At 40.4% G+C, this 21,781-nt stretch carries 23 protein-coding genes and 2 pseudogenes; 4 read left to right on the forward strand and 21 right to left on the reverse strand.

The window, feature by feature from the left end:
• Nucleotides 1-35 precede the first annotated feature (35 nt).
• From spoVT to IEX94_RS15130, 14 genes are all read right to left on the reverse strand, one after another.
• Nucleotides 36-572, reverse strand: coding sequence for a stage V sporulation protein T (gene spoVT, locus IEX94_RS15065; RefSeq protein WP_188858605.1), 537 nt, complete (start codon nucleotides 570-572; stop codon nucleotides 36-38).
• Nucleotides 573-686: 114 nt separating this feature from the next.
• Nucleotides 687-4,211 carry a transcription-repair coupling factor gene (mfd, locus tag IEX94_RS15070; RefSeq protein ID WP_188858641.1) on the reverse strand — a complete coding sequence of 1,175 codons (3,525 nt, stop codon included), beginning with the start codon at nucleotides 4,209-4,211 and terminating at the stop codon, nucleotides 687-689.
• Nucleotides 4,212-4,281: 70 nt separating this feature from the next.
• On the reverse strand, nucleotides 4,282-4,512 hold the full coding sequence (fin, locus tag IEX94_RS15075; RefSeq protein WP_188858607.1) for an anti-sigma-F factor Fin: 231 nt from the start codon (nucleotides 4,510-4,512) through the stop codon (nucleotides 4,282-4,284).
• A 73-nt stretch (nucleotides 4,513-4,585) separates the two neighbouring features.
• The gene (gene pth, locus IEX94_RS15080; RefSeq protein ID WP_188858609.1) at nucleotides 4,586-5,149 is read right to left on the reverse strand and encodes an aminoacyl-tRNA hydrolase; all 564 of its coding nucleotides are present in this window, start codon (nucleotides 5,147-5,149) and stop codon (nucleotides 4,586-4,588) included.
• 138 nt (nucleotides 5,150-5,287) lie between these two features.
• Nucleotides 5,288-5,917, reverse strand: a complete 630-nt coding sequence (locus IEX94_RS15085) for a 50S ribosomal protein L25/general stress protein Ctc (protein ID WP_188858611.1) — start codon at nucleotides 5,915-5,917, stop codon at nucleotides 5,288-5,290.
• 98 nt (nucleotides 5,918-6,015) lie between these two features.
• Nucleotides 6,016-6,969, reverse strand: coding sequence for a ribose-phosphate diphosphokinase (locus IEX94_RS15090; RefSeq protein ID WP_188858613.1), 954 nt, complete (start codon nucleotides 6,967-6,969; stop codon nucleotides 6,016-6,018).
• 18 nt (nucleotides 6,970-6,987) lie between these two features.
• Nucleotides 6,988-8,361, reverse strand: coding sequence for a bifunctional UDP-N-acetylglucosamine diphosphorylase/glucosamine-1-phosphate N-acetyltransferase GlmU (gene glmU / locus IEX94_RS15095; protein WP_188858615.1), 1,374 nt, complete (start codon nucleotides 8,359-8,361; stop codon nucleotides 6,988-6,990).
• Nucleotides 8,362-8,607: 246 nt separating this feature from the next.
• The gene (spoVG, locus tag IEX94_RS15100; RefSeq protein ID WP_156857424.1) at nucleotides 8,608-8,898 is read right to left on the reverse strand and encodes a septation regulator SpoVG; all 291 of its coding nucleotides are present in this window, start codon (nucleotides 8,896-8,898) and stop codon (nucleotides 8,608-8,610) included.
• A gap of 131 nt (nucleotides 8,899-9,029) precedes the next feature.
• On the reverse strand, nucleotides 9,030-9,839 hold the full coding sequence (gene purR, locus IEX94_RS15105) for a pur operon repressor (RefSeq protein ID WP_188858617.1): 810 nt from the start codon (nucleotides 9,837-9,839) through the stop codon (nucleotides 9,030-9,032).
• A 64-nt stretch (nucleotides 9,840-9,903) separates the two neighbouring features.
• The gene (gene ispE, locus IEX94_RS15110; protein WP_188858620.1) at nucleotides 9,904-10,758 is read right to left on the reverse strand and encodes a 4-(cytidine 5'-diphospho)-2-C-methyl-D-erythritol kinase; all 855 of its coding nucleotides are present in this window, start codon (nucleotides 10,756-10,758) and stop codon (nucleotides 9,904-9,906) included.
• A 151-nt stretch (nucleotides 10,759-10,909) separates the two neighbouring features.
• Nucleotides 10,910-11,089 (reverse strand): small, acid-soluble spore protein, alpha/beta type, encoded by a 180-nt coding sequence (locus IEX94_RS15115; RefSeq protein ID WP_156857427.1) that lies wholly within the window; start codon nucleotides 11,087-11,089, stop codon nucleotides 10,910-10,912.
• 232 nt (nucleotides 11,090-11,321) lie between these two features.
• Nucleotides 11,322-11,564: a biofilm formation stimulator Veg gene (veg, locus tag IEX94_RS15120; protein ID WP_156857428.1), complete on the reverse strand. Its 243-nt coding sequence runs from the start codon at nucleotides 11,562-11,564 to the stop codon at nucleotides 11,322-11,324.
• 437 nt (nucleotides 11,565-12,001) lie between these two features.
• Complete coding sequence (gene yabG, locus IEX94_RS15125) at nucleotides 12,002-12,913, reverse strand: sporulation peptidase YabG (protein WP_188858622.1); 912 nt, start codon at nucleotides 12,911-12,913, stop codon at nucleotides 12,002-12,004.
• A 76-nt stretch (nucleotides 12,914-12,989) separates the two neighbouring features.
• On the reverse strand, nucleotides 12,990-14,282 hold the full coding sequence (locus IEX94_RS15130) for an alpha/beta hydrolase (RefSeq protein WP_188858624.1): 1,293 nt from the start codon (nucleotides 14,280-14,282) through the stop codon (nucleotides 12,990-12,992).
• Nucleotides 14,283-14,802: 520 nt separating this feature from the next.
• On the opposite strand from IEX94_RS15130, the pseudogene IEX94_RS15135 reads away from it, so the two are divergent.
• Nucleotides 14,803-15,069: pseudogene (locus IEX94_RS15135) on the forward strand (cation:proton antiporter); the annotation flags it as partial.
• A gap of 77 nt (nucleotides 15,070-15,146) precedes the next feature.
• On the forward strand, nucleotides 15,147-15,389 hold the full coding sequence (locus tag IEX94_RS15140; protein ID WP_188858626.1) for a hypothetical protein: 243 nt from the start codon (nucleotides 15,147-15,149) through the stop codon (nucleotides 15,387-15,389).
• Between the two features lie 90 nt (nucleotides 15,390-15,479).
• Here IEX94_RS15140 and IEX94_RS15145 read toward each other — a convergent pair whose 3' ends face one another.
• From IEX94_RS15145 to IEX94_RS15170, 6 genes and pseudogenes are all read right to left on the reverse strand, one after another.
• The gene (locus IEX94_RS15145) at nucleotides 15,480-15,677 is read right to left on the reverse strand and encodes a hypothetical protein (RefSeq protein WP_188858629.1); all 198 of its coding nucleotides are present in this window, start codon (nucleotides 15,675-15,677) and stop codon (nucleotides 15,480-15,482) included.
• A gap of 143 nt (nucleotides 15,678-15,820) precedes the next feature.
• Nucleotides 15,821-16,369, reverse strand: a complete 549-nt coding sequence (locus tag IEX94_RS15150; RefSeq protein ID WP_188858631.1) for a CBO0543 family protein — start codon at nucleotides 16,367-16,369, stop codon at nucleotides 15,821-15,823.
• Nucleotides 16,370-16,423: 54 nt separating this feature from the next.
• Nucleotides 16,424-16,882, reverse strand: a complete 459-nt coding sequence (locus IEX94_RS15155) for a hypothetical protein (RefSeq protein ID WP_188858643.1) — start codon at nucleotides 16,880-16,882, stop codon at nucleotides 16,424-16,426.
• Nucleotides 16,882-17,676 (reverse strand): hypothetical protein, encoded by a 795-nt coding sequence (locus tag IEX94_RS15160; protein ID WP_188858633.1) that lies wholly within the window; start codon nucleotides 17,674-17,676, stop codon nucleotides 16,882-16,884. The genes IEX94_RS15155 and IEX94_RS15160 overlap by 1 nt, the downstream gene beginning before the upstream one ends.
• 394 nt (nucleotides 17,677-18,070) lie before the next feature.
• Nucleotides 18,071-18,358, reverse strand: a pseudogene (locus IEX94_RS20330) (LD-carboxypeptidase); the annotation flags it as partial.
• A gap of 276 nt (nucleotides 18,359-18,634) precedes the next feature.
• A complete protein-coding gene (locus tag IEX94_RS15170; protein ID WP_156857432.1) occupies nucleotides 18,635-18,895 on the reverse strand; it encodes a metal-sensitive transcriptional regulator in 261 nt (86 codons plus the stop codon).
• 207 nt (nucleotides 18,896-19,102) lie between these two features.
• Between IEX94_RS15170 and IEX94_RS15175 the strand changes: the two genes are divergently transcribed.
• Together IEX94_RS15175 and IEX94_RS15180 are read left to right on the forward strand one after the other, a co-directional pair.
• Nucleotides 19,103-20,797 (forward strand): FAD-dependent oxidoreductase, encoded by a 1,695-nt coding sequence (locus IEX94_RS15175; protein ID WP_188858635.1) that lies wholly within the window; start codon nucleotides 19,103-19,105, stop codon nucleotides 20,795-20,797.
• 12 nt (nucleotides 20,798-20,809) lie between these two features.
• Complete coding sequence (locus tag IEX94_RS15180) at nucleotides 20,810-21,055, forward strand: glutaredoxin family protein (RefSeq protein ID WP_188858637.1); 246 nt, start codon at nucleotides 20,810-20,812, stop codon at nucleotides 21,053-21,055.
• A gap of 47 nt (nucleotides 21,056-21,102) precedes the next feature.
• Here the strand turns inward: IEX94_RS15180 and IEX94_RS15185 are convergent, their stop codons facing one another.
• The gene (locus IEX94_RS15185) at nucleotides 21,103-21,672 is read right to left on the reverse strand and encodes a Uma2 family endonuclease (RefSeq protein ID WP_188858639.1); all 570 of its coding nucleotides are present in this window, start codon (nucleotides 21,670-21,672) and stop codon (nucleotides 21,103-21,105) included.
• Between the last annotated feature and the right edge of the window lie 109 nt (nucleotides 21,673-21,781).

Here is a 21,781-nt window from a genome sequence, read left to right on the forward strand (position 1 = left end):
TCCAAGGATACCCCTGAATGACTCATTCCATCATGTTACTCCATTTGCTTTCCTAAAAATACCGCCGCCGTTTCGGTTACTTTCGCTTCTACATCGGTCAGTTTATCTCCCTCTGTCGAAAACAGGAATACACAACCAATCGGGTCGCCATTGGCGATGATCGGGCTCAGGCAATAGGAATCGAGTTCCATTTCCTTGCCTTCTAGCAGCTCGATTGTTTCTTTATCGGTTTTAAGTAGCTGGGTGCGATTTTCAATTGCTTTCGTCACATCTGAACCAATCATTTTATTTAAATAGTCCTTTTTCGATTCACCAGCAACCGCAATGACATCATCACGATCACAAATTAACACCGGTATTTTCAATGAATCAAATAGAGACTCTGCATATTCCTGCGCGAAATGTCCCAGTTCGCTAATAGGCGAATATTTCTTCAAAATTACTTCTCCATCTCGATCGACGAAAATTTCAAGAGGGTCTCCTTCTCGAATGCGTAATGTACGCCTTATTTCTTTAGGTATAACAACTCTGCCTAAATCATCGATCCGTCGTACAATTCCTGTCGCTTTCATACCATGCCTGCCTCACTTTCAACTAAAGATTACAATTCTTAAGAAGTTGTAAATATCACCAGTGTTGATGTTAGTATGAGGCAACATGGGATAAATATACATGATGAGAAAAGTTTAGGATTCGCGGTTTACTTCTGCCAAGTTTTTAATTAATTCTTCTGCAACTTTATACCGCTCATGCGCTGTATCCCGCTGCCATGTAACGATTATTTTAAGCTTTGTATTTTCCGTTCCAAGTTGGACATTGCGGCCGAATCGGTTCGCGAGTTCAAAGAGCTTCGCACCATCAACCATTTGGCTCCGTTCTTCTTCCAGCAATAATTCAAGTTTTTTATTCTTCTCGGTTATAAATTCAACGCGTTCTTTACGGCCGTACAACCGGAGCTTCGACACGGTGAATAAATGTTCCACTTCTTCCGGATAATCGCCAAATCGATCAATGAGCTCATCTTGAAGATCGGAAATATCCGTTTCCGATTCAATCGTCTGGAATAATTTATAAATATCAATCTTCTGCTTGCCGTCTGGAATATATGATTCCGGAATATAGGCATCTATTTTCAAGGAAATCTCTGGGTCAAACGGCATAATATCCTCGATTTCTTTGCCTTTTTTCCGTGCATCGATTGCGTCCTTCAGCATCTTCGAATAAAGATCATACCCGACAGAATCGATAAAGCCATGCTGCTGGGAACCAAGGAGATTTCCCGCACCACGAATCGATAAGTCACGCATCGCAATCTTAAACCCTGAACCAAGCTCGGTGAATTCCTTGATCGCTTGTAACCGTTTCTCCGCTACTTCGCTTAAGATCTTGTCTTTCCGATAAGTGAAATACGCATAAGCGACCCGGTTCGAACGACCGACACGTCCTCTTAGCTGATAAAGCTGACTTAGTCCCATTCGGTCTGCGTCATTTACAATGAGTGTGTTCACATTCGGGATATCGACCCCTGTTTCAATGATCGTCGTACTTACCAAAACGTCAAATTCCCCTTCAAGGAAGCTTAAGATCACATTTTCAAGCTCAGACTCGTTCATCTGTCCATGGGCGACTCCAACCCGCACTCCGTCAACAAGCATACCAACGTCACGGGCGACCTTATCGATATTCTCGACACGGTTATAAAGGAAAAAGACTTGCCCACCACGGGCCATCTCCCGTTCAATTGCTTCCCGTACAAGTATTGGATTATATTCCATCACGTACGTCTGAATTGGGAAACGATTCTCTGGTGGTGTTTCAATAACAGAAAGATCACGCACACCAAGCATTGACATATGAAGCGTACGCGGGATTGGTGTTGCTGTTAATGTTAGGACATCGACATTCGTCTTAATCTGTTTAATCTTCTCCTTATGCTTCACACCGAAACGTTGTTCTTCGTCTACGATGAGTAAGCCTAAATCAAAGTATTCAACGTCTTTTGATAACAAACGGTGGGTACCGACGACAATATCGACGGTTCCTTTCTTCAAGCCTTTCAACGTCTCAGTCTGTTGCTTTCTAGTCCGGAAACGACTAAGTATTCCAATATTTACAGGATAATCCTGGAACCGTTCACGAATCGTTTCATAATGCTGCTGGGCCAAAATTGTTGTTGGAACAAGGAAAGCGACTTGTTTTCCGTCCATGATTGCTTTGAAAGCAGCCCGAATTGCCACTTCTGTCTTCCCGTAGCCAACATCCCCGCAAAGCAAGCGGTCCATTGGACGTTGCTTCTCCATATCCTCTTTAATTTCCGCAATACAGCGGAGTTGATCTTCTGTTTCTTGATAGGGGAAGGCTGCTTCGAATTCTCGTTGCATTTCAGTATCTGGGGAAAATGCATGCCCTTTCCGCGATTCCCGCTCTGCATAAAGTTTAATAAGATCATCCGCAATATCCTCAACGGAAGACTGGACGCGACGTTTTACTTTCGTCCACTCTGACCCGCCAAGTTTATAAAGCTTCGGTTCCTTCCCTTCTGAACCGACAAATTTCTGAACGAGATCAATCTGATCAATCGGGACGAATAACTTATCATCTCCAGAGTAATGGATAAGCATGTAATCATTATGCATCCCATTCATTTCCAGTGTTTCAATCCCTATATATTTCCCTACACCATGGTTCGCATGGACGACATAATCCCCGACATTTAATTCCTGATAACTCTTGATGCGCTCCGCATTGGAAATTTTTTGGCTCTTCGGTTTCCGTTTCGTCTGTTTTTTGAAAAGTTCATTTTCCGTAATCACGACTAGCTTATGCATCGGAAGTTCAATCCCGCTCGATAAGCTCCCTGTAACAATGGTCGGCTTCGTTACCGGAAGCTGCAACTCCTTCGCAACGACTGATTCAATTTGATAATCTTCTAAAATTGATTGGATCTTTCCAGCTCGTTCCGCGTTCGGTGCTAGAATTAAGACAGATACGCCACCTTTTTCCCAGCGTTCAAGTTCACCTTTAAATAAAGGCATCTGTCCGTGGAATTCCTGCATTGCCCGGGATGAGAGATTAATAATATTCTCTGGTTGTGTATTCGGGATATGTCGGAGGAAAACAGACATATATATGCGCTGTTGCTTCATCTTCTCCATTACGGTCTGCCAATCAAAGGAAAAATGGCTGTCTTTCACCATTCGGTTTGATTCAAGTAAGCTGCTATACCACTCGGCCTCCTCTGTATCAAGGTTCGTAGCCGTTTCTTGAATTCTTCCCATTTCCTCTAAAATAAGCAGACCGTCACTCGGAAGATAATCTAGTAAACTCTTAGGATCCTCATAGAAAAATCCAATATACTTATGCATCTCCTGAAAGCGTTCCATGTTCTTGAGTCGGCTAATATCATACTCGACCGTTTCAAGCAGCTCTTCCTTCGCTTCTTTCGATGTTTTATTCTTGAGACTTTCAGCGAGCGCCTTTTCAATTCGTGCAGCAGCGGCAAGAAGGTCTTCTTGCGTGAGAAGAAGCTCGGTTGCCGGACCGATTGTAATTTCTTCAGTCCGTTCGAGAGACCGTTGTGTATCCGCATCGAAAAAGCGGATTGAATCAATTTCCACATCAAATAATTCAATCCGGACTGGATGTTCCTCTGTTAGCGGATAAATATCAATAATTCCGCCGCGTTGGCTGAATTCTCCCGGTGCCGTTACCATCTGCGCTCGTTCGTAGCCCATCTCGACTAAAAAGGAGAAATAAGCTTCTACATCTATTTCTTCACCCTCTTTAAAATGGAGCTGATATTTCAACCATTCACTAGGATGTGGCAGCATCCGTTTCAGGCCTGCAATCGGGGCAATTAAAATATCTGCCTTTCCCGCAGTCCAGGCCGTAAGTGCTTCCAAACGCTGACTTCTCAATTCGGGGCTAGCTGTCGCAATTTCTGATGCGATCAGCTCGTTCACCGGGTATAGATGTACCCGTTCCTCCCCTACAAGCTCGGCTAAATCGTCATATAACTGCTCCGCCTGCAACAATTGATGCGTAACTAATAATACCGGTCGCTTCAACGACTCATTAATAGCTGAAACGAGCATACTCCTAGCGGGCCCAGTAAGACCCGCCACAAGCTGCTCCCTCATTCCATTCGATATTCCACTCATAATCGACTGGAAATCTTCTTTTTCCTGTAAAAACTGATATATTTCTTTGATCATTATACCACTCTACCTATTTCAAAATAAATGCAAAAAACGCTTTGGTCCGTACCAAAGCCTGTTCAACCTATTGTATAAAATAATCGAGTTCATGATAATGAGGATGCTCCTGCAATGCAGCCTCACACGTATCACAAATCGCGTAAATCTTTATATCGCCATTTGCCTGATATTCCATCATTTCCTGTTTTTCCTTTGCTGTTAATCGATCAATTCCAAGTAGCGAGGCATCTAGAACTTGTTCCTCCAGTCTGCCAATCTCTTGGGTGCAATGTCTGCAATGATAGATAATTGCCACGTAAATCGCCTCCTCGGATATCTATACTAAAAGTGTATCCGAAAAAGCCCCGATTATACGCGCCCACTCACACTTACTCGTTATAATCATTCATGACATCAATGAACTTTTTACCCGCCACCCACTCTTCGCAAGCGTCAGCAGATTTCGCAATACTTTGCTTGATCGTGTCCCGTTCCGCTTTAGCAAAATCAGCAAGTACATAATCAACGACAGCAACCGTATTAGCCGGTCTACCTACGCCGAAACGAATGCGGTTAAACTCTTTCGTTCCAAGATGTTCGATTATAGAACGCATTCCATTATGACCACCATGACCACCTTTTGCCCGCAAGCGAATCTTTCCGGTCGGTAAATCAAGATCATCATAAATGACGAGCAAATCTTCCGGTTCAATGCTGAAATACTCCATTAATGGGCGAACAGCATTACCGGACAAGTTCATGTAGGTTTGAGGTTCTAAGAAAATGACCTTTTCCCCAGCGAGGTTCTCCATTGCATATTCACCGTTGAACTTCTTCTTATTCAATTTAAACCCATGACGGGATAACAACTCGTCGACGACCATAAAACCGATATTATGACGTGTCTTCTTGTACTTTCTACCAGGGTTTCCTAACCCGACAATTAGCTTCATCCTTATTCTTCCTTTTTGTCCGGAATTTTCAAAAAATATGCCCTCATATTCTCATAACACTTAACAAGCCCTCCTATAGGAAACCAATATGTTCCTGCTAGGAGGGTTGTTCTTTACTATATCATTAAACTGCTTAAATTATTCTTCGTCTGATTCTTTCGCATCAACAAGCTCAGGCTCTGCACCATCGTCAGGAAGCTGTGTTTCTGGCTCCTCTTCAGTTGGCGGTACGATTGTGACAATAACTGCATCCGGCTCATCCACAAACTCATACTTATCAGATGCTGGTAAATCCTCCACGGTGATGACATCTCCAATTTGAAGTTCAGATACATTAACTGTGATCTCATCTGGGAAGTTAGCAGGCTTTGCATTAACAAGCACTTCATACTGAGGCTGCTGCATGACGCCGCCCTCTTTTGCACCAGCTGCTTCTCCTTCGATACGTACCGGTACAGAAACTTCCATTTCCTCGGACATATCGACAACGTAAAAGTCAACATGGATAAGCGAGTCTTTAATTGGATCGATTTGATATTCGTGAAGCATCACATCAACGGAAGTGCCATTTTCAACATCCAATGTGATAATTGCGTTTCTTCCTTCGTCACGAACTGTTTTCAATAATTCAACACTATCAACTGCAACGGTTTTCGAATCTTTATCTTTACCGTAAACAACTGCAGGAACTTGTCCATCTGCACGCAATTGTTTTGTTACTGAATTACTTAAATCGTCCCTCTTTAATGCTTTAAGCTTTATTGCCATCTTCATCATCCTCCAAATAATTTTCTATTGTAAAATAGACAAATTTGTTCATGTAATTAAGTATAGATATATACCTTTTTACGTAATGAATGAAACTATTAATCGAATAGAATGCTTACAGACTGCTCTTCGTGAACACGAATGATTGCTTCACCAATTAAAGGAGCGACCGACAAGACAGTAGTTTTATCCAGTTTCTTCTCTTCTGGGAGTGGAATACTGTTCGTAACAACCAACTCTTTGATCGCAGAATTTTCAATTCGGTCAATAGCTGGACCTGATAAAACGGGATGTGTACAACAAGCATACACTTCTGTCGCACCATTTTCAATTAAAGCGTCTGCCGCGAGGGTGATTGTACCACCTGTATCAATGATATCATCAATTAAAATTGCAGTTTTACCTTCCACGTTCCCAATGATATTCATGACCTCTGCAACGTTTGGCTTCGGTCTGCGCTTATCAATAATCCCGAGAGGCGTTTTAAGACGGTCAGCAAGTTTCCTTGCTCTTGTTACACCGCCATGATCCGGAGAAACGACGATAATATCTTGTAAATTCTTTTCCTCAAAGTAGTCAGAAAGAATCGGCACACCTTGTAAATGGTCAATTGGAACATTAAAGAATCCTTGAATCTGCGGTGCATGGAGATCTAGTGTGATGACACGTGTTGTACCAGCTGTCTCAAGTAAATCAGCAACAAGCTTCGCTGCGATTGGTTCCCTTGAACGTGCTTTCCGGTCCTGTCTTGCATATCCATAATAAGGCATCACGATATTGATTGATTTTGCTGAAGCACGTTTCAGGGCATCGATCATAATTAATAATTCCATTACATGATCATTAACCGGTGCACAAGTGGATTGCAGAACGTAAACATCACTGCCGCGAATGCTTTCCTCGATATTGATTTGAACTTCACCGTCACTGAATCTTGATACGGTACATTTACCTAGCGGGATACCAAGATGTTCTGCGATCTCCTCTGCCAGTGCGGGATTTGAATTTAGTGTAAATAGTTTTAACGAGCCATCCTCATATTTAGATGCCATGGAATTAACCCTCCGTTGTTATTTTTTTCCTTTAAATCGTTCTGCATAATCTTCTTTATTCGTTTGTCTTGCTCTTGCAATTGATAAAGCATTTTTCGGTACGTCTTTATTGATTGTTGAACCTGCAGCCACATAAGAGCCTTCGCCAATCGTAACCGGCGCAATCAAGTTCGAGTTACAGCCGACAAATGCATTGTCTTCAATTTTCGTAAGGTGCTTTTTCATCCCATCATAGTTCACTGTAATCGTTCCGCAACCAATATTTACATTTTCTCCAACGTCCGCATCACCCATATAACTTAAATGGGAAACCTTACTGTTATTGCCGAGGGAGGTTTTCTTCAATTCAACAAAGTTACCGACCTTCGTATCGTTGCCGATAACAGACTCTGGGCGCACATGAGCAAATGGTCCAACAGCGGCGCCTTCACCGATTTTACTATCGTGAACAACGCTTTGCTTGATCACTGTTCCTTTACCAATCGTCGCCTGGTGCAGTTCACTGTTCGGGCCAATCACAGCATCTGCTTCTATGGTTGTCTTTCCGGTAATTCGTGTTCCTGGATAGATCGTCACATCTTGACCGATAACAGCATCTGGTCCAATATACGTATTGTTCGGGTCAATAAGCGTAACCCCGTTTCGCATATGCAATTCATTGATACGTTGCTTCATAATCCGCTCCGCTTCAGCAAGCGCTACTCGGTCGTTTACCCCAAGTGTTTCCTCAAAGTCCGGTGTGAGATAAGCGGTTACTAATTTATTTTCAGCTTTTAAAATTTCAATAACATCTGGTAAATAATATTCGCCCTGAGCGTTATCATTGGAAACTTTCCGAAGCGCCTCAAATAAATCTTGGTTATTAAAGCAGTATGTACCAGTATTTATTTCATTAACGAGTAATTCGACTTCATTCGCATCTTTATGTTCGACAATGCGTTCCACTTCTTTATCCGTATTCCGAATAACCCTCCCATATCCAGCAGGGTCAGGGATGTTCGCTGTTAAAATTGTTGCGCTAGCTTTCGTTTCCTCGTGATGTTCTACTAGCTTACGGAATGTTTCTCCTGTAATCAGCGGGGTATCTCCGCATGCAACAATCGTCGTCCCTTGGGCATCCTTTAATAGATCTTCCGCCTGGAGGACGGCATGGGCTGTTCCTAATTGTTCTTCCTGCACGATATATTCTGTTTGTGCTCCAAGCTCTTCTTGAACTTTTTCTGCACCAAAACCAACAACTGTAATATTTTTATCTAAATTAATGACATTTAACTGGTCAATGACATGCTGTACCATCGGCTTTCCCACCACAGGATGCAGCACCTTATAAAGCTTTGATTTCATTCTTGTACCTTGCCCTGCAGCAAGAATTACCGCATAGCGATTTGTCATAAAGAAACCTCCATTATTCTATTTGTCCACTTTAAAATATATCGTAAACGTATGAGGATTTCAAGAATTGTTGAATATTGCGTTGGATTTTAAACAACTGAAAAGGATGGCATTGGAAGGTTTATGAATTAATGGAAAACAAAGGCGTAAGCGCCCGTTCACAGCATTTTTATTTTATAGTTTCCTATGCAAAAAAAAGAGGCTAACCTATGTAAGATTAGTCCCCCCTGTCTATCATCAATCATTTTAGGAAGCACCTGCTTCTTCAAATTCGACTTCATTTTCTCCCGATAGTCGGTAAGCTTCCAGTACCGCCTCTTGAATCTTATTTCTCGTATTTGAATTAATTGGATGGGCAATATCTCTAAACTCTCCATCCGGCGTACGTTTAGACGGCATTGCTACGAAAAGTCCATTATTTCCGTCAATCACACGAATATCATGGACAACGAATTCTTGGTCCAAAGTAATTGATGCAATCGCACGCATTCTGCCCTCTGTATTTACGCGGCGCAATCTTACGTCAGTAACTTCCACGATGTTTCACCACCTTTTCCCATTTGAACTCTACATGTATAGTTCAACAAAACTCTTAAAATTCCTGCTTTAATTCATAAAAAAATTAATTTTCTCACTAAAAGTTTTAAAAGGAAAAGATTACGGTGAAATTATTTAAAATTACCAGGTACAATCTCCATCTGATTTCCCTTCGTATCCACTTCGGAAATCTTAATCAGTGATGTATAATTCGTTACTTTTCTTTCTTCGTCTTCGTCATCTGCTTCCGCGAATACTCCAATTGCTTTCACTTCCGCATCAAACTCAGCAAGTAAATTCGTAATCCCTGTTATCGTTCCCCCTGCCTTCATGAAATCATCGATGATACATACATTCGAACCTTCTTTCAAACTGCGCTTCGGAAGGACCATCGTTTGAATTCTTCGGGAGGAACCTGAAACATAATTGATACTGACCGAGGAACCTTCCGTCACTTTCGGGTCCCTTCTTGCAATTACGACCGGCACCTGGAGAAAGGATGCTACTGCATAGGCAAGTGGGATCCCCTTCGTTGCTACGGTCACAATTGCATCAAGTTCAATTTCTGAAAACCTGGAAGCAAAAATACGGCCGATTTCTCGGACCGTTTTCGGGTCACCTAAAAGGTCACTCATATATAGATAGCCACCGGGCAAAATCCGTTCCGGGTCTTTTAGCTTTTCGCATAATTCAAGGATGAAAGACTCGTCATATGCATCAGCATTTTTCGGAATATAACGGACGCCTCCACCAGCTCCAGTCGTCCGGTGAAGCATCCCCAGTCCTTGCTGCTCAAACACGTCATGTATAATATCAAGATCCTCACTTATCGAGGACTTTGTTGTACCGCATAAGTCCACAAAGTAAGGTAATTGTGTATGTGTGTGGGGGTTTTCTAAGAAAAATTGTGTTAACACGATTAAACGGTTACTTCTTTTCATTACGACACCTCAAAACCGTATATTTTATCTAAATATACCATTTTCGTACGTGTTTTGGCAATATTTAGCCGAGGAGGCGGACGAGATAAACTTCATCACAGAAACCGCGCATTCCATTATAAATCTTCTTCGCCTTCTCTTGATGCTCGACTAAACCATATACGGTCGGTCCCGTACCGCTCATTAAAACACCGGGTGCCCCCAAATTTTTCATCGTATCTTTAATCCGCTTTACTTCCGGATGAAGCGTAATTGTAATTGCTTCCAAAGCGTTGCCAATATGCTTACAGATCGCGGATAAATCCCTCGCATGAAGCGCTCGAATAAGGGCTTCATTATTAGGATGCGTTAGCTCCTCCACTTTTACATGTTGGAAAATCGTTCGAGTCGATACACCAATATCTGGTTTTGCCAAAACAACCCAACAGGGCGGCGGGGAGGGTAGCTTTTCCACAATTTCACCGAAACCACGCGCAATTGCCGTCTCACCGTACAGACTAAACGTCGCATCGGACCCGCACTTCGCCGCAATGAGGGCTAAGTCCGCCAGTTCAAGGTCAAGGGACCATAATCGATTGAGCCCTCGAACCACGGCCGCCGCGTCGGTACTACCGCCCCCGAGACCAGCCGAGACAGGAATATGTTTATCAATCTTAATATGGACACCTTTTGTAATACCAAATTTTTCTTTAAAAAGCTTTGCCGCCCGGTATGCTAAATTCCGCTCATCATTCGGTACATAACGGCTTTCCATGGAAATTCTAATTCGATCTTCTTCAAGAGATGTAAATTCCAGCCGATCAGCTAAATCAATTGTCGTCATAATCATTTCCACATCATGGTATTCATCAGTTTCCCGTTTGCGCAATACATCAAGCGACAAATTTATTTTTGCTGGTGCCTTCTCTATGATCGTCATGCTCCTTCACCTGCTCCTGAAACGAAAAGTTAAACAAATTGTATCATAATCCCCATAGAGGTGCGACCTTCAAAAGCGGAAGCGCCCGCATATCGACGTACGGCGCCAGAGTGGGTCTTGCGGAACCTTCGCAATGAAAAAAAGCAAGCGACTAGCGCTTGCCTTTTTCCAGGTTCTCCTCTGCCATTTCAATAGCACGTTTCACCATATTCCCGGCATCCCGTGCTTTGATGCCGCCCCAGCCCTCTTGCTGGACCGTGTCGTAAAACCCTAACTCTTTGGCAATTTCTTCTTTCAACTGGTCTGACATGATTCCTCTACGCCTTCCCATGAAAAAACAGCTCCTTTTCGTTAGTATCGTTACGACACACTTAGTTTGACCTATCTGCAAAGAATGAACCGCGGAAGGTTACGGAAACGGTGGGAAAATCGAACAAAGGAGCAGAGCGGACGTGGCTAGACCTGGATACTTAAGTTATCACAGCTTTTTTATTTTATACTTATCTTTTTTTAAAAAAATAAAGCAGTGGAGTTGTAACAATCCACTGCTTTATTCGCGTTCTCTATCTTTGGTCTAAAAATTTTAGTTCAACTGTCTCTGTTAAAATGTCTGCGTAGCTGTATGACACACGTTCGAATGCATTTTCGTCTTGATCAAGTTCCACGATAAATACAGAAGGATAAGTTTCTGCTAATACCCCGGATCTGACAATCGTTTTTCTTCTGCCTCCATTTGCCTTCAAGCGCAAACGTCTACCTATTTGGCAGTCAAGACCTTGCTTAATTTCGTTCAATGTTTTAGCCAATACACTCCACCTCACTGCATCCTATTATAGCACAGGCTCGTTCATTAGTCAAATGAAACTAAATATTATAACAGGATTGTATTTTACCTGTCAACAATAAAATTAGGTCTTATTACGTATTATTAGTAATTATTAACTTTTTATGTACGGTTTGCATAAAAAATTATCGGATAACGCTTTATTACTGCCCAAGTCCCCCAAAAAAACAAGACAAATTTCCTGAGCTAGAAAGCAGATAAAGGAGAGCAGCACCCACATACACGCTTTTAATATGGGGTTTAGCATGAGTATTAAAGTCCATTATGTGTAGCGTTTCAGTGAGGATGATTACACATCGTATCGCCGCTGGAGAGCACTGACAGAGCTTGCCAGTGACCTACTCCCTGCATTTTATTGTCACTGGAAGTCACGGACAAGCTCTTTGTATTTTTTAGGTTTTAAAATTCAATGATGTTATTGGTTGAGGTGTTTGGCTCGGTAGGTTCTTCTTCTGTGCCGTCAAGATAAGGCATTCCCGTTCGAAGGAGACCGCGGGTTTCGACGCCACCCATGCCTTTTTCTCCAGTTAGTGTGTTGCGGAGAACGTCCGAAACATTGACGCTTTCCATGAAAGGGGTATAAGCAATTTTTGCAGCGATATAAACAGGATCCAACGCGTGAATGTTAATTCGGTAAGGAGAGCTTGCGAAATTCGCACCGGCCCTTATAATCGACTCAAAATGGGATTGGCACGCACCGGCAAAAATAACGAGCTGATCAAGATGGGGATTCACCCTTCTTGCTTCCCGCACCGTTTCCGCAAAATACTTGGAATTTCGGTATGCACGTAAATCCTTCTTCTCGCCTTTGTTTTTTGAATAGGAATCATGACCGGTAATGATAATCAAATTCGGCTGAATCCTTTCAATCAGCGGGCCAATCTCCTGGGGCATATCCTTTTCAAGTAAGTGGACACCGTGGACATGTAAGCCTACCCGCTGATAAAGACTGATACATTTCCGCAAATAAATCGGGTCACCATCCAAGTGTAGGACCTTGGCAGGAAGCTGGAAATATGAAAAGTTTCGCTCATAACCGCCACTTATCTGATGTGCTTTTTTCTCCCGCATCAACTGGTAATCTTGACGGAATAAACGATAAGAAAACTCTTCTTTCTCCTTCGACTTTTTTTGCCGTATTTCCAAATCCGCACGAGCTACTATCGTTAAATCTTCAATTGGCGCATCAGCTTGCAGACGCATTTCCGTACCACGCAAGAGTACTTGCTCTTTTTCTAATTCGGACACACGAAAAACTATATCATGGTTATAGGACTTCCGTGTTACAATATCACCAATTTTTATATCCATATATCCACCTCATCGCCCAGCATTCCTTTTATAGGCTATGAAAGATGTTTATAATCTGTGCTTTTAAATCTTTGCTTCACTGATTTAAAACTTGCCTTAAAAAAGCTAACTTTTTCTTTGTATAATCGGTGGTGTAGGTGGAATGGGTATCCATAAAAACATGGCTTAATCTTACTTTATTTTTATCAATTAGATACAGTTCATTTGTTACACCAAGACGGTTTAATTTTGTCGCCAAATCCTTTGCTTGATCAGGGAATGTACCTGTATTCCCATCAGCAATAAACACAGGTGGAAAATGTTCCGTCACGTGGGCAATTACATTTCCTTGTTCAGCATATTCATCCGTACCATTAAGCAAATGTTCCTTTTGAAAATAATTTCTGCTGAATTGATAGAAAATCCAATTAGAAGAAGCGACTGGGGATTTTGTTTTCCCCATTCTTTCTAAATCAAGTGCCGCAGAATCTAAAACAGCAGCTTTAATAGCGTCCTGAGAGATAACAGGAGTAATTCCTATTTTCTCTGCATAAGCCTGATTCGTTTGCACGTTCAAAAATTGTCCGACAATCTGCCCCCCAGCACTGCTACCCGCAAAAATAACTGCTGACATATCTATCCCATATTTATTCCCTTGTTCCTGCATAAATTCGACAGCTTGAGACAGTTGTTGTAAAGGCACAGGATAGGTATATCCTGGAGATAGAGCATAATTGATTGAGACGACGTTATAACCTGCATCAAGCAACTGCTCATAATAAGCATTATCCTCGAGCTTTTTATCACCTATCGTCCAACCACCGCCATGCACAAAAAAATACGTTGGTCTTCCTATATTCGGATCGTTGTTTACAATATACACATCTAAATAGCTATTTGGATAATCCTTGCCATACTCAATATCACTTATCTTTAAATGGCCTTGTTCCAACATTTTCTCTTCCGGGGCGGGTGCATCATAACTATTGCCATATCCCTTGTACGATTGAACGACACTCATTAATGGAGCGGGCGTTATAAAGTTTACAATCACAACGAATGAAACCAAACTTGAAATGACGATACCTACTGATTTTAGCAACCGACGTGTGATTCTCCATCTATTCGACCCAGTATTTTTATCACTTTCAAATAACTTTCCGCTGATCGTAAAGCAATAAAATCCAATTCCAATTACAAGTATTTGAGCCACTACAAAAGCTGGATACCAATCCGCAATAAGCCAAATCACTTCAAACAAAATAGCAAACCCACTGGAAACAAGCGTAACAGTTCGGATTCCTCCATCCCTTTTAAGATAAAGGCTGGAGATAACGAGACAAATAAGCAAGCATAAAATCAGTACACCTATCATTCTGCCAGCATTCACATAATAACCTTCCATCCACACTAAGAGTATGAATAGTCCCCCCGCTATACTCCATACATAACTATATAAACGGCTTTTATTCCCCATTAGCATTTACATCACCCAATACATTTTTAGGATTATTTCATACACTTTCTTTAATCAGCCTTCCACTTATTTTCCAAGTCAAACTTATGCAACAAAGACTTCATTCAGGAAAAGGTCACAATTACTATTATACAAAACAATTCCCCTTAAGATTCAAATCTTAAGGGGAAATTGATACTTATATCTTCATCTTAATTGAGCAACATATTTATGATATATTCTTTTTTTAAATCAGGAGAAGCTTCGCGCTACAATGGTATGAGGTGAATGCACTTTAGCTTTTGACTTTTCCGTCCGTGCCCCGTCACCATGTTTGAAAGAAGGGGGAATGACAGCCGATTAAACTGAAATTAAAAACTACTTTTTCAATAAAACATAAGACTGAAATTGCCGAATTTCTTAACATGAATACAAAAGAATCGGAGAACGGTATATGGAAAATATTGTTTTAATTAGTATCGCAGTTATCATTGTCGTTGGTATTTTCTCACAATGGCTAGCTTGGAGGATTCAATGGCCATCCATCGTCATCATGTCAATTGCCGGTTTATTGCTGGGACCTGTCTTTGGCCTGTTTAATCCACAAGAAGCTTTGGGAAGCCTGTACAGTCCATTGATCTCGCTTTCGGTCGCGATCATTTTATTTGAAGGCAGCTCAAGTCTTGATATTCGGGAAATCAAAGGCGTATCCAAATCCGTCTCAGCCAATCCTATGCACCAAAATTCGGACATAATCACACCTTTACGCTTACCAGCGAGAGCTATAAGCAGCAGGATTTGAAAAAAATTCCTTTTGCAGGGAAGGCTAACCTTTTATTTCGTGAAGATGCTGTATTCACTGAACTAAATAAGAAAATCAATACGGGATATAAAATACAAGCATTGCCAATGAACCACCAAGATAAAATAGATTTAGATTTGCTTCCTGAGGACGCTATTCCGCTGTTAATTAGAAAGAAGAATGCCATTCAGCTGATTACGCTTAGAAGCGAAATAATGGTTGATGAAGGAGATAGGTAAGTCAAAATAACAGAAAACCACCACTTATTCTTCTTTTATAGAACAAGTGGTGGTCTAATTCATTACCCTCTATTTTCTTTGCTGAGACGATTATTTTATAATCCCGTTGTATAGTAAACCATCATCATTAAATTGAACAATCTTTATACGGTTGTCATGTTTGATGAAAATACGGTTTCCCTTGTTATCTGTTTCAACAACACCTTGATACGTATCCAAGTCAATATGTTCTGCCATTCTTAAATTCTGGAAATCCTTCCAAATCATCATTATTTGTTGCTGTATCATTTGTATCTTCAGTATCAGAATTATCTTCTATCTGTTACACGAAAAAATTATTTACAGACGATACCAAAAGCTGGCATATTAAAAAAGGTATCTGCCAGCCTTTTAAAAATTTAAACGCTTGTCTCTAAGATGTATCCATCCAATTATTTTTCTTTACTCTGACCCAACTGCTTAAATTTATCAACGACGAGCTTAACTACAATTGCTATCATAATATAAGGCAGGAATGAATAAATATGTTTCCAATTGTCCAGTTGATATATGTGCAACCATACTAAAAGGGGTTCCAGTATAAAGGAGAAAATGAATGCATTAATGGTGGTAGCAATTAAAAAAGTTTTCCATTTAGGAAAATACTGGTAGATAAGCATATAAATAATAGGCATTTGTACTGTATGTACTTCCGCAATCAGCGTTATAGGCAATAACGTATTTGGATAATCCCATAACATAAATGAAGTACCTAATACATCCCCTATCATTCCTATTGCTGTTATAAAAAAACCATATGTGACGATCTCAAGTATTCTCTTTTTGTCCAGCAAAATTAACCATAGAATAAAAATACCAACAGTTGTCACTAAAAGCATCCACCAACTGAAGGTAAATAAGGTCTCATTTAACCAGTACTCTATTTTTACAGCTGTATGTTGCTGTAATGATTCAATAACATCTCTCCAAGTAGGTTGCATTTATTTCCTCTCCCTAATTTGCAGTAAAAATATATGAGGAATATAGATTGGTAATTATTTTACTTTTGCTACACCTAGCGCCAGGTGTTCCCATAGAATATTTTCTACTAGCTCAGCCGTTTTTCCCTCACAATCAATAATGAGAATAACCTCCGGATGCTTCCCTTTTAAAAGTCTTTTTCGCTTTTTCAGAACCTTTTCTGTAAACAGTCTGATTGCGACCCCTATAACAAATCCAATAAAACCCGTAATCAGCCCCCAATAAATCGGCCCCCATGCCAATTCAAACCCGATACTCGTTCCAATAACAGAAAAAGCCGTAGCAAGTGCCACCCCTATATCAATCAATGAAGTGCCGTCGGAGGAATGCAGATTATCAAACAGCTTGCGTTCTTCCTGCCGATTATCAAGGGGAACTGCATAAATACTCGCTTTTGGGATGCCGTTTTTCTCCAACGTAGAAATAGCCATTTCTACATATATATTATTTTCTAAAATGGCGTAAACTTGCATCAGCATTCATTCACTTTCTCTCCTTTGAGAATTTGAAAATTGGAGTCCCGGTAATTGTCTTTCAAAAAACGCCGCTGTTCCTTTTCAAAAAGTTTATTATTTTCCACGGTATTCACATACGCGTCATAAATTGCAAATCCGTAGATGGAAGGCAACATAAGCAAAAATTCTCCTCTTAAAACGGCTGTTGACTGACTAATATCCCCTACAATTAAAAGCGTGAGAGCTTCAAGGAAATGCGACAAATATAAAAAGACAACCGTCCAGCTGATCACAAAGAGAGCTGTTACAAGCCTATGTATATAAAGCTGACCTAGCCCTGGCACAAAAGCGGACCAAATTGCTGCCATGATAGGATTTCTTTTATCTAGATAATTAATTTCCATTGCACCGATACTAAATAGATTAAAGCGATGGTCTTCGCGATCTGCTAGTAAATAAACTTTGTTCATATCTACAGTTGTTCGGTGACTGTCCCAGATGGCAAAAAAATAAACAGGTAAATAAACTAAAAGCCAACGGGTATCCAGCACGCCCGCAGCCATTTCAAACTTTCCTTGAAAGGAATAAAGGATGGCCCAATTAACATTCGCATTCAAATTAATAAAAACTTCCCAAATAAATAGGACAAACCCACGGAGGTATTTCGATAGAAGCAAGTGGCCAAAGCCCGGATAAGCCGCACTCCACCATGCAATAATCGAGGGACTTCTTAAATGAAGCTGTGTTGTGCCTAACACACTGACATGGGCTTTATAGCGTCTTGCAGTATTATCGGATACATAATTGTCCATGAACTATTCATAATCTTTTTATACCGAGGTCTTATTTATTTTGCCAAATACAGGTCAAGGAAAATTTGAGATAAATCGAATTGATTTTATTGGGATAGGCTTATTTATTATAGCAATCATGGGGCTCGTATTATTTTTGCTTTCACTAGCTGGGAAAGACCTGAAACATCACTCTGTAATTCTAGCGACTGGAAGATTTCATCTGCCTGTTTTAAATTCGTTTTGTCGTCGATATCAATTCCAATATAGACAGGCGGCTGATCTTGAATCTCTGGTAAGAAAGATACTTGTTATGAGATGAAAAAAGCCACTAATCATCATTCAAACATGGTGATTGGTGACTTTTAAAATAATAAATTATCTATCTTAAGTCTAAGCGGTTAATTATCCTCAGTTAATTAAACACTTTTTTTCTATCGGCATCTAACTTCACTGTTTTCCCAATCGCCAGCGGGTGCATTGGGTGAGTGTGACATGTATCAAATTCAGCTAAAATTGGGATTTTCTATCCATTTAATTGTTCTTTCAGCAAATCCAGCAGCTGTTTACCTGTGTCCAAATCATCATATTGCTCATGCTTCCCTAAGATAATGCCAGCCACTTTATCGAAAACACCGTGTACTTTCAACATCGCAAAGTTTTTTTCCACTACGGAAGCGGTTTTCATGCAATCCTCCTTCAATCCAATAAACATTTCTCACAACTGAAACAGAGTCAAAAAGAATGGATTGCAATAGAACTTAATACACTTTACCACAGTAAAATAAAGAAAAATCGTACCACAAGAAAACTTTCTGCTAGCTTGTTGACTTACTTTATAATTGTATAGCTAAAAAATTAATACTTTTTTAATAATCATGTATTACAGTATAGACAACACGATAAATCAAGGAGGTAAAAGTATGGGTCCTCCACTATTATAAGGTATTTGGTAGAAAAAAAGTCAACCCCCCTGTTCTTATCTGCTTTTAACAAGTAGGCTGACAGCTTCTTTAATTAATTCTCCTTCATCTGTTCCATCTTTTTCTGCAGCTCGAACACATTCAACTAAATTCGAACTCACAATAACACCTAATGTTCTATCTACTGCGGACCGAACAGCTGATAATTGTGTAACAACATCCTTACAATCTTTATTTTCTTCCATCATCTTTAAAATTCCTCGGAGCTGCCCTTCCATCCGCTTTACTCTATTTTTCATTTGATCATTATATTCCATGCTTATTCTCCTTTTTCAAGAAATAGTAAACAACCTCATAATATACCCGCGCCCGTATTTTGTCAATATAACTGCAAGGACTCACAATTTCATAACAATTGACACGTTACCCTAAGGGGTATACGATATAAGCATAAGTCAAATTCCTTACGCCTTACGATAAACATATACCCTGCCAGGTAAATTAGTAAAAGAGGAGTGTGCATGATGGGAAAAAAGATAGTAATCATTGGCGGAGTGGCCGGTGGAGCCTCCGTTGCCGCTAGAGTAAGAAGATTGGATGAACGTGCAGAAATTATCATGTTTGAAAAAGGACCCCATGTATCATTTTCCAACTGTTCTTTACCCTATCATCTGAGTGGAATTGTTGAAGATAGCGAGCAACTCGTTCTAATGAATCCAAACATATTTAAACAACGCTATAACATCGAGGCACGAGTGAATCAGGAAGTTATAAAGATCAATCGAGATAGAAAAACAATCACTGTAAAAGATTTAATGACAGATAAAACCTACGAAGCAGCATACGACAAGTTGGTATTATCACCTGGAGCGAAACCGATTAAGCCAAACTTGGAAGGCATCGATAATGACAACGTGTTTACGATCCGTAATGTGGTCGATATCGAGAATGTAAGTAATTTTATCAAACAAAAAGACTTAAAGGATATCGCCGTAATTGGGGGTGGCTTCATTGGTGTAGAAGTTGCTGAAAACCTTAAGCTGGCCGGACACAATGTATCATTAGTCGAGTTTGCCAACCAACTCATGGCACCGTACGATTACGATATGGCACAAATCCTTCATAAAGAAATGGTGGATAATGGCATTGAACTCATTCTAGATGATGGATTAACAAAGATTGGAGACGGTTATGTTGAAACAAGTTCAGAGAAAAGGATAAAGGCAGATGCGGTCATCTTAGCCATCGGTGTGAGACCGGAAACGACATTGGCGGAAGAATCCGACCTCGAAACTGGGAACACCGGCGCAATCAAAGTCGATCATAATTATTTAACAACTGATAAAAATATTTATGCTGTCGGAGATGCAATTGAAGTGTATCATCGCTTATTACACAAACCGACAAGACTTGCACTGGCAGGACCAGCTCAAAAGCAAGCGAGGGCTGCAGCTGATCATATGTATGGTATTCCGAACAGAAATCAAGGCGTAATCGGTTCATCATCCATCAAGCTTTTTGACTTGAATGCAGCTTCAACTGGGCTGAATGCGAAAACCGCTGAACAAGCTGGAATTACGCATGATACCGTTTATGTCATACCCGGAGATAAGGTAGGTTTGATGCCGAACAGTAATCCGATGCATTTTAAATTAGTCTACGAATACCCGACAGGTAGAATTCTTGGTGCTCAAGCAATCGGGAAAGGAAATGTCGATAAACGGATTGATGTTATTGCAACAATGATCACAATGAATGGTACATTGGAAGACTTAAAAGACCTCGAGCTAACATACTCTCCAATGCTAGGGACAGCTAAAGATGTTGTAAATCATGCTGCACTTGTGGCACTCAATCAGTTAGAGGGACGCTATCAGGAAGTAAAAGTTTCCGAAGTCCGTGGATTAGTTGAGAGCAATGCCTTTATTATCGATGCTAGAGAAAAAGGCGAATTTGAATCAGGTCACCTAAAGAATGCATTGAATATTCCATTAAGTGAATTCAGAGAACGATTAAACGAAATTCCTACAGACGAACCGGTGTATATCCACTGTCGCTCAGGTCAACGAAGCTATAATATGGTCATCGCGTTAAATAATCTCGGGTATACAAACATACACAATATTTCCGGTTCCTACTTAGGTATCAATCTTTATGAATATTTTAATGATCTCGTTACGGGAAGAGAAAAAATCGTAACAGCATATAATTTTAACTAATGAGGTATTCACATGAATCAGACGACAATCGTATATACATCAGCGCTATGCCCAGTATGCGGCATGGTTAAAAGCTTTCTCGATACGTTAGAAATACCGTATCAAGAAGTGAATGTGGATATGAACCCGGTCGCCATGCTTCAACTGATCACGAAAACAAGAAGGTTGTCTGTACCACAAACGAAGATAAATGGGAAGTTGATTTCCGGTTTTAATCCGGAGAAGATGATGCAAGCATTGAATGGTTCATTACTATAGCAAAAGGCTGGGACAAAATAGAGCAATGTCCCTGCCTTTTTATTTTTTCATTCAAAAATATGACTTAAATCCAGCTCCAATCCAGGTAAGCTTTGAATAGCAATGTTATCATCTTTTGTAAATATTCCTTGCAGTTTGTACCCAGCATCCGTTAAAAGAAGAATTTCTACAGATTTATTTGCTGGATCCACAAGCCAATATTCTTTTACCCCCGCCTTTTCATAAAGCTGGTATTTATTCCACCGATCCATCTTAACAGTTGATGGTGATAACACTTCAATAATCAAATCAGGTGCTCCATTACATCCCCGGTCATCTAGTTTTTTTCTATCACATATAACAGATAAATCAGGTTGCACTACGTTATCAATGGCAGCATCATTTTTGTTTTCCGATAATAAGCGAACATCAAAAGGAGCAAAAAAGACTTTACACTCTTTGTCTTTTAAAAAAACGGAAAATGCTGTGAATAATTCTCCTAATACTTCCTGGTGGAGGCGTGAAGGAGCGGGTGACATATTATAAACTTGCCCATCAATTAATTCGATTCGTTCTCCTTCAGACCATGTTAGATAATCAGCATACGAATACTTTTTATCACCGCTCGGGATAGCCATATTACCATTCCTTTCAACTACTATTAAAGTCTAAGAAAACTAACGATCAATTCTTCCGATCACTTTCATTCAGCGTAAGTGTCTGGTTCGTTCACTAATTATGGCGTTC

The sequence above is a fragment of the Oceanobacillus indicireducens genome (genome assembly GCF_014647195.1).
In the GTDB taxonomy this organism is placed as follows: domain Bacteria; phylum Bacillota; class Bacilli; order Bacillales; family Amphibacillaceae; genus Oceanobacillus; species Oceanobacillus indicireducens.

Coding starts and splice junctions, on each gene's coding strand:
- spoVT (WP_188858605.1), bottom strand. CDS start 572: ATGAAAGCGACAGGAATTGTACGACGGATCGATGATTTAGGCAGAGTT.
- pth (WP_188858609.1), bottom strand. CDS start 5,149: ATGAAGCTAATTGTCGGGTTAGGAAACCCTGGTAGAAAGTACAAGAAG.
- IEX94_RS15085 (WP_188858611.1), bottom strand. CDS start 5,917: ATGGCAATAAAGCTTAAAGCATTAAAGAGGGACGATTTAAGTAATTCA.
- IEX94_RS15090 (WP_188858613.1), bottom strand. CDS start 6,969: ATGGCATCTAAATATGAGGATGGCTCGTTAAAACTATTTACACTAAAT.
- glmU (WP_188858615.1), bottom strand. CDS start 8,361: ATGACAAATCGCTATGCGGTAATTCTTGCTGCAGGGCAAGGTACAAGA.
- purR (WP_188858617.1), bottom strand. CDS start 9,839: ATGAAAAGAAGTAACCGTTTAATCGTGTTAACACAATTTTTCTTAGAA.
- ispE (WP_188858620.1), bottom strand. CDS start 10,758: ATGACGATCATAGAGAAGGCACCAGCAAAAATAAATTTGTCGCTTGAT.
- IEX94_RS15115 (WP_156857427.1), bottom strand. CDS start 11,089: ATGGGAAGGCGTAGAGGAATCATGTCAGACCAGTTGAAAGAAGAAATT.
- yabG (WP_188858622.1), bottom strand. CDS start 12,913: ATGGATATAAAAATTGGTGATATTGTAACACGGAAGTCCTATAACCAT.
- IEX94_RS15145 (WP_188858629.1), bottom strand. CDS start 15,677: ATGATACAGCAACAAATAATGATGATTTGGAAGGATTTCCAGAATTTA.
- IEX94_RS15150 (WP_188858631.1), bottom strand. CDS start 16,369: ATGCAACCTACTTGGAGAGATGTTATTGAATCATTACAGCAACATACA.
- IEX94_RS15155 (WP_188858643.1), bottom strand. CDS start 16,882: ATGCAAGTTTACGCCATTTTAGAAAATAATATATATGTAGAAATGGCT.
- IEX94_RS15160 (WP_188858633.1), bottom strand. CDS start 17,676: ATGGACAATTATGTATCCGATAATACTGCAAGACGCTATAAAGCCCAT.
- IEX94_RS15170 (WP_156857432.1), bottom strand. CDS start 18,895: ATGGAATATAATGATCAAATGAAAAATAGAGTAAAGCGGATGGAAGGG.
- IEX94_RS15175 (WP_188858635.1), top strand. CDS start 19,103: ATGGGAAAAAAGATAGTAATCATTGGCGGAGTGGCCGGTGGAGCCTCC.
- IEX94_RS15180 (WP_188858637.1), top strand. CDS start 20,810: ATGAATCAGACGACAATCGTATATACATCAGCGCTATGCCCAGTATGC.
- IEX94_RS15185 (WP_188858639.1), bottom strand. CDS start 21,672: ATGGCTATCCCGAGCGGTGATAAAAAGTATTCGTATGCTGATTATCTA.